At 27.9% G+C, this 7,599-nt stretch carries 9 protein-coding genes; all 9 read left to right on the forward strand.

All coding sequences use genetic code 11. The annotated features are described in order from the left end of the window. Positions 1-293 precede the first annotated feature (293 nt). Complete coding sequence (locus tag ABRY23_14315; protein MFA3784230.1) at positions 294-1,403, forward strand: 6-bladed beta-propeller; 1,110 nt, start codon at positions 294-296, stop codon at positions 1,401-1,403. A 73-nt stretch (positions 1,404-1,476) separates the two neighbouring features. Next, positions 1,477-1,941 carry a hypothetical protein gene (locus tag ABRY23_14320; GenBank protein MFA3784231.1) on the forward strand — a complete coding sequence of 155 codons (465 nt, stop codon included), beginning with the start codon at positions 1,477-1,479 and terminating at the stop codon, positions 1,939-1,941. 502 nt (positions 1,942-2,443) lie between these two features. After that, positions 2,444-2,626, forward strand: a complete 183-nt coding sequence (locus tag ABRY23_14325; GenBank protein MFA3784232.1) for a MauE/DoxX family redox-associated membrane protein — start codon at positions 2,444-2,446, stop codon at positions 2,624-2,626. 314 nt (positions 2,627-2,940) lie between these two features. Next, positions 2,941-4,029, forward strand: coding sequence for a 6-bladed beta-propeller (locus tag ABRY23_14330; protein ID MFA3784233.1), 1,089 nt, complete (start codon positions 2,941-2,943; stop codon positions 4,027-4,029). A gap of 16 nt (positions 4,030-4,045) precedes the next feature. Next, on the forward strand, positions 4,046-4,648 hold the full coding sequence (locus ABRY23_14335; GenBank protein MFA3784234.1) for a hypothetical protein: 603 nt from the start codon (positions 4,046-4,048) through the stop codon (positions 4,646-4,648). Between the two features lie 219 nt (positions 4,649-4,867). After that, the gene (locus ABRY23_14340; GenBank protein ID MFA3784235.1) at positions 4,868-5,359 is read left to right on the forward strand and encodes a MauE/DoxX family redox-associated membrane protein; all 492 of its coding nucleotides are present in this window, start codon (positions 4,868-4,870) and stop codon (positions 5,357-5,359) included. 11 nt (positions 5,360-5,370) lie between these two features. Then, positions 5,371-5,649, forward strand: coding sequence for a hypothetical protein (locus tag ABRY23_14345; protein MFA3784236.1), 279 nt, complete (start codon positions 5,371-5,373; stop codon positions 5,647-5,649). 147 nt (positions 5,650-5,796) lie between these two features. Continuing rightward, positions 5,797-6,435: a hypothetical protein gene (locus tag ABRY23_14350; GenBank protein ID MFA3784237.1), complete on the forward strand. Its 639-nt coding sequence runs from the start codon at positions 5,797-5,799 to the stop codon at positions 6,433-6,435. Then, complete coding sequence (locus ABRY23_14355) at positions 6,435-7,547, forward strand: 6-bladed beta-propeller (GenBank protein MFA3784238.1); 1,113 nt, start codon at positions 6,435-6,437, stop codon at positions 7,545-7,547. The genes ABRY23_14350 and ABRY23_14355 overlap by 1 nt, the downstream gene beginning before the upstream one ends. Positions 7,548-7,599 lie beyond the last annotated feature (52 nt).

Below are 7,599 nucleotides of genomic sequence, written 5' to 3' on the forward strand. Positions count from 1 at the left end.
CGTAAAATTATTTTTGGTCTGATTTTGACAATTTCAATAATTTTTGGACTATCTCGATTGGAAGCTCAATCTGAAATAACACCAGGTCCATTTAAGTGTTGGTATAATCCTAATGTGGAAGATTGTGATACGGGCGGCATTGTTGGTTGCATTGATGAAGCTTGTTAATTGTCCATGTATTACTTATTGAGTCCGTCAAATATGTTTAATTTTTCTTTTATAATAAACGTAAAAATATAGAATAATGTTTTTGACGGACTCATATTATTATTGAATTAATGATGGTAAATTATATGATTAAGTATAATGCTGTAATTCTAATCATAATAGTATTTGTTGCTTGTTCATCTAATGAAAATAATATACAACAAGTTAAATTTATTGATGATTCAAGTTTAATTTTATTGGATTCTCTAATATACGAAAACAATGATAGTAGTGCTTTTATTGGTATAATGCGTGACCTTGAAATTGTAAAAAATAAAATTTTCATATCAGACAGAAGCAAATCAAAGATTCATGTTTTTGATGATGATCTAAATTATTTAAAATCTTTTGGCCTGTACGGTAAGGGTCCTCATGAATTTACACAAGCACCTTATTTAACGAAAATTAACGATACTTTAGTGGTATTTGATAGATCTATAAAAAAATTATTCTATTACAACACGAACCTAGAAGTTGTCAGAGAAATTACTCTACCGTATAAGTTTTTTTATATGACTCACGATCCAGTTATTATTGGTGATAGAATAATTATGTCAGCTAATAATAAATTAGTGCGCAAGTTAAATGGAAATATCTCAGGTCTAACAACTGTATTAATTATTGATAGACAAGGGAGAATAATTGATCAATGTGCCAGCTTATTAGATGATTATTATAAGAATTCAGATTTATTATATTTTGCACTTAACAGTTCTTCAAATATTTCTCGAGGTTTTGATAACAGTTTTTTTGTTTTACAACTCGCGACCTACAAAATTCAACAATTTGATTATTACGGTAAACTAATGAAAATTTTTGAATATAAACCGAAGTTTTATAAAACTCCACCAGACGTGAAAGCCAATTTTTATATTAGTGATATAAGAAAATTGTATAAAGTATATTATTCAAGAGCTACATATTTCTATGGGTTATTTTTTGATCCCATGACAAACCTATTGCTTGTTGGTTATCGAACATTGCATGCCGATGAATACCAGACTAAGTCTTTTTTAGATGCAGACAATTATTTATTCATATTAAATAAAAATGGAGAATGCATATTGGATGCAAAAATTCCTGGTTATGTTGCCGCTGCAGATAATGGGATTGTTTATGTAGTTGTAGAAGAATCAGATGAAAAATTAGTAATACTCAAATATAAAATTGAGAAAAAGTTTGAGACTAACTCGTAGTTTAACTGTAATAATAATTATCTGTTTTATCATACTTATTATCTTGGGCATTGTATTTTATCAAAAGTTACAATTGGAGCAAAGGCTTATTAAACTTAATTACGAACATGAACAATCTGAAAAATATTTAAAATCAAAAAGTGAAATTGACGGTAAATATATTTGGGATTTAGGATTAATTTCAAAAGAAACATTCTACAGTAGAAAGCCCAAGTTAGTTAATAGAATGAATATTTTTATTTTGTATGATTCGATTGGTTGTCTGAGGTGTTATGAATTTCATAGAAGCAACCTACTTAGTAAAATTGGACCAGAGAATATAATAGTAATTTATAATCGAGAACTAAAGTTTATTAAAAGAGATTTTAGAAAAGCAAGGATAATTAATTTAGAAAAGCGAGAAGTTAAATATAATCAGTTAATACTTTTAGTAAATAGTTCTGGTAGAATTGTTTACTCTGATTTTCCGCAATATCAATTAATAAAAAATAGAAGTGAGGAATTCTATAGAATTGTGAGCAGATACTTTGAGAAATGAATAAATTTATCATTTTACTTTAGCCAAACAGAAGTTGTAGACTAAAAAAATTCAAAACCTAAATTTGAATGAAATTCAGAGACGCTGATATTACCTTCAGATAAAACGCTACTTATAGAAAGAATTAAATTGTTTAAGAAAACAAGAAATAAAAAGAGGATAATTCTTGTCAGCTATAATTGAGAGTGTAGTTTCAGCAAAATTAAAAAAAGATGCGCTCTTCTATTTCACTCGTATTTCTTATTTAGTATTAGTCTGTTCGGTCTCTGCTATAGTTCTTTTTCACTGGAATAGCCAAAATTATAATCCTTCTTCTTTAATAAATAATCTGAATTCTGTTTTTCTATTTCTTCCAGAAAAGATTGTGATACTTCTTGTAACATAACCGTGCTGCCGATAGTTGAGTTGAGCTTAGCTATACTTTTGTTGTTCTCTCTTTACAATGAGAAAATAAGATTGGGAAGAAAAATGATATCAATAACAGTCTAAATTTCTGTTTAGAATTTTTCTTTTGTATGGCATTTATTGTTCTATTATAAGAAATGCAAGTGACTGTGGGTGTTTTGGAAATGCTATAAAGAGTGATTTTGGTTGGGGGATGGTTGGGAGGAATGCTTTCCTTCTTCTTCTTTCAATTGTTGTATTAAAAAAAGAGAATAGAAACGCTTGGCGCCGGGCGAAATAAAACAATAAAAACAAAATGATTGGAGGTAAAAATGTTAAAAAAATATGCCCAGTTTTTTTGGGTATTAATCTGTGTAATAATTATTTCTACCTCTGTTAATTTACAGGGTAAAACCACTACATCGGGTAATTGCATATTCATTCATCCTGACTATGATTGTCCTCAAAGCACATATGGAAATTGCCTGTGTGATACAATAATTATTACACCATAAAACTTTCTTAAGCAAGGGTAACAGATATATGTTACCCTTGGAGAAAAAAACCATTTTAATAATTATGAAATTTTTTAGTAAAGGAATAAGGGAAGGTATTTTGCTTGTAAAAATCCTCGCATTTTTACTGATTATGGTTATTATTTTTTCGTGTGATGAAGGGGAAAAGTATTCAGTTTATCATTCTAAATATACTCCCAATTATAAATTGGAGTGTGTGGATAGTATTACCTACAAAAACACCAGCAAGAATTATTTGGGATTGATTAAAGATATTGAGTTTTGGAATGGTTACATTTTAATAATAGACCACCATTTTAAGAAACTGTGGGTGTTTGATAAAAAAATGAATTTGTTGAGGTCAATTGGCAAAGAAGGGAGAGGTCCTGAAGAATATACTTTCCCGCCTTATATTTGTGCAGATAACAAAAATTTTATGCTAGTTGATTACAGAACAAAAATTATTAACGTTTATGATAGTAATCTTAATTTCATAAAAAAACTGTACCTTCCAAAAGATATTTTTTACATGTTATATGCACCTATAAAATTGAAAAATTATTTTATTATCCCCGCATCAAGTTATTTATCACTTGATTTAAAGAAAAATTTCTACGTTGCTAAGTCCCTTTTTGTAGCAGATTCAAATATGAATTTTGTAAAAGAAATATTACCATGGGACGAAGCTTATAAAAACGAAAATGTTTATGCTATATATAATAAAGCAGTATTGCTGACTAAAGGTAAAGCAAATACTTTTTTTGCAAGACAACAGGCATCTATGTTAATACACTATATAGATAGTGAGCTAAATATTATTAAGTCGTTTGGGATTAAAGCTAAATTCTTTAAGGAACCACCTGATATGAAAATTGAGAATGTGGCAAAATCATTGGATGCTACTGCAGAGTACGGGTCAAAAACCACAAGGTTTGAAGCAATGGGTTTTGATTCAGTTAATAATCGATTGGTAGTATATTATGTTAATTTACGAAAAGAGTCTTGGTATAATAGGTCGATGTTAAGTGGTACACATTATTTACAAATATATAACTCAAACTATGACTGTATTTTTGATGATGAAGTTGATGGTCGCCTGGCTTTTGTAAATAACGAACTAATATACTTATTAACTGATGAAAATCCCGACTTTGTAAGGATTAAAATATATCGACTTCGTGGACTTTAATATCACCGAAAAGTATATGAAGTTTATTAATAAAGTTATAATAATTTCCCTTTTGATAGGCTTGGCTATTCTTTTAGCTATTAAGAGAGATAATTGTAGTAAATATAAAGAGACTATAAAAAGACTTTATAACATTGAACAGAAAGAGCTGAAGCTTGAAGGAGAAAAAATATGGAATGTAAGTAATGTCTCTGCAAATTTTTTTTCTAATCTATCTATTAATAATAAAGAAAATTTTACAAAAGTCATATTCTTTGCTTTAGATAGTTTAATTTGTATGAAATGTTATAATTATGTTATAAATAAGTTGAAAGAATTATTAAATTGTAATGATGTATACCTTGTAATTTATACTTCAGAGGAATTTTCGAAATTTATTAAACAAGATTTCATTATTGGTAAATATTCTAAAAAAGTATTTTATTCTCTTTATAATGAAAGTGGAACACGTAAAAAGAAAAGTATTAATAACGATTTTGTCATATCTTTATTAGATCTGTACGGTAATGTTGTAAAAGCACATATTGTAATGAGCAACTATTTGGAAAGAACTAAATTGTTTTTTTCATATTTAGAAAAAAATGTAAGTTCTAATTTAAACAAGTCAACAATTTTTTAATATAAGTTGGTTTAAGATTTATTTTTAATTTTCCTTTTAAAGCATCTATAATTAATACTAATTAATACACTACTACAAAAGAAGTAAAAAAACAAATAACAGAATAGCTTTAAGCTGATAAGTTAACAATAATGAAAAAGAAAAAACAAAACCTTAACATTTTTTACTTGACAAATTATTTTTTTTTAGATTGCCTTTAGAAAACAGGTTAAAGATTAAATGAAATCTTTCCCGCTAAATAACTTCAAATTACAAAGCGGTCAATTCTCATATTCAAACCTAATTTACAATTCTTTCTACTATCTGTTAGCCTCAGTGCTAATCTTTTCTGGGATAGCAAAAATAATAGATGTAAACCCATTAATAGAGGTGCTGCAACAAATAAAACTGCCAAATGATTTGGTAATTGTAATAGCAACGATATTGCCAATAACGGAAATAGGATTAGGAATAATGCTGCTGCTAAAGATAAAACAAAGAACATCAATAAAAATAACAGTGATACTTTTTTTAGTTTTCTTTTTGTTTAGTGTTTATGGAATGGTAATGGGTATAGAAAAAGATTGTGGATGTTTTGGGAATGCAGTAAAGAGTTATTTTGGTTGGGGGATGGTTGGGAGGAATTTTCTTTTGTTAATAACTACAATTTTTTTAGAGAAAAGTAAAAAGAATTACCTCAGCGCTGAGGGAATTATATTAACAAATAAATAATGGAGGTAGCAATGTCAGCAAAAATAAAACAAAGAGTGAGCAAAGCAGCGATGTTAGGTGCCATAATTTTATTTGTATTTCTTATGTTTTTTAACCTACAAATAACAACACAGCCCATTAAAGATGGCAGTATAGATTTTGTGGGGTTAAAAATAGCTTTAACAAATAATGATAGTCATGCCGCACCAACAGGTTGTTCTTTATTATGGTGTGTAGGACCAAATCTTTATTATTGTTATGATGTAGCTGGGTTTGGTCCAAATTGTGCTCCTTGTGGCTCTGGCTGTTGAAATTATTTATGAAGAGAGGTTGTCCAAAAAGTAAATATTCAATTATATAATTTGTAAAAATTCGTGGAATTCCTATCATATCATATAAAAATATTACTTTTTAGACAACCTCATGTTATTATATAATTTAATGTTAAAGAAGATGGTATGAAGATATTATATTATATAAAAAATGTAATGGTAATTTATATATTATTGTTAGTGAGTGTGTTATATTTAACTTTCATTCAAATTAAACTAAGAAGTAAAATTTACGAACTAGAAAATATTAAGGAAAATATCTTAACTGAAAATATATTTCTAAATGCAACTCAAGAAGTATATAAAAATTATTGGGAAACTAAAAAAGTTTCTTTTAAGGATTCAGAGCATAGAAATTTTAGGTATATGACTGAAGCGATAAAGAAACATAATTTTGCTGTTTTAATATTTATAAGGAGTAACTGTGGTGCTTGTTTTGATAGCGAGGTACCAATTTGGAATGAATTTAGAGAAGATGTGAAATCAAAAAATGGAATTATGTTTGCAATTAATATATCTGATAATAAGGACATTACAAAAAGATACACTCAGCCAGGGTTATTATATTTTCCAATAATAAATGGAAATAAGAATTCATCGGATTTGAGATTAAACAGGAAATATGATTTATATGCTCCTATTGTAACATTTATTGTAAAACCTGACCTGACTATTTGGAAAATTCACGTCTCATTTTTTCAACATCCAGAATTAACTCAAAAATTTTGTAACATGTTTATAAAATCAATAAATAAAGGTAATTAATGATTAAAAGTAATTATTTGCTATCGTTATTAATCTTTCTGATTTTTTTTGTCTCTTGTAATAAATCAGAGAATAAACACATTAATACTTATAATAATTATAATAATATCAATATTAATTTAATTAGAACTGCAGACAATTTTGGTAACCTTTTTAAATTAGAAAAACAAATTTCTCTAACTGGAAAACTAATAGGTAGTATACAAAAGCTAAAATACTTAAGTAGTGGAGATATTTATATTATTGATGCTGCAACAAAGCATTTAAATGTTTTTAACTCAAGTGGAAAATTTTTAAGAACTATTGGTGGAATAGGAGAAGGCCCAGGAGAGTACCTTACTGCTAATGATTTTGTTATTGACGACAGCCTTAATATATACATTCTGGATGGAAGATTAAGACGAGTAACAGTTTTCGATGCTAATGGAAACTTGAAGCGTACTATTAAAATAAACGATTTCGGTGAACATATGATTATAGCTAAAGATCAAATTTATTTATATAGTAGTATGAATATGGGAGGAGGTGAGGCTGCTTCTTGTTACGACTTGATAACAGGACATAAAATGTTTGAATTTGCAGCACCAACCAGTTTTATTAAAATGCTGATATCCAATAAGTATGTAGGAGTTGTGCTTGATTGTAATTGTCTGGAATATTTTAATAACAAAATTTATGTAATAAATCCTCTTCAATACGCAATCAGAATATTCGATTTATCGGGTAAAGAGGAAAAAATTATATATGGGAAATCTGATAACTTTCAGCCAATTGATGCGTCCAGGAAAGTTGATCGTGCAAATCCCCTAACGGAATATGTAAAGTCTCTCTTAAATAATATAAGAATTAATAATAGTTTGATTATTATTTCGTTTATATCTTTTGTAGGTTCACAAAAACCTTCTACTTTTCTCGATTTTTATACACTTGAGGGGGTAAGACTAAACAGCAAATCAATTATCTGTCCAGACCAATTTCCGAGAATTTCTTTTTTCCCGATGGATATAGATAAGGAGGGATATTTTTATGGCTATACACAGCCTTCGCCAAATAATAATAACCTTCCAAATCCTGTTATATTAATGTATAAATTTTTAGCATATGAAAAATAGTATTTCTAACCAGAAGTGGTTGACTCTGACCAAAACTTAATTAGTTGATTTG

The sequence above is a fragment of the Melioribacteraceae bacterium 4301-Me genome, assembly GCA_041538185.1.
Classification (GTDB): Bacteria; Bacteroidota; Ignavibacteria; order Ignavibacteriales; family Melioribacteraceae; genus Pyranulibacter; species Pyranulibacter aquaticus.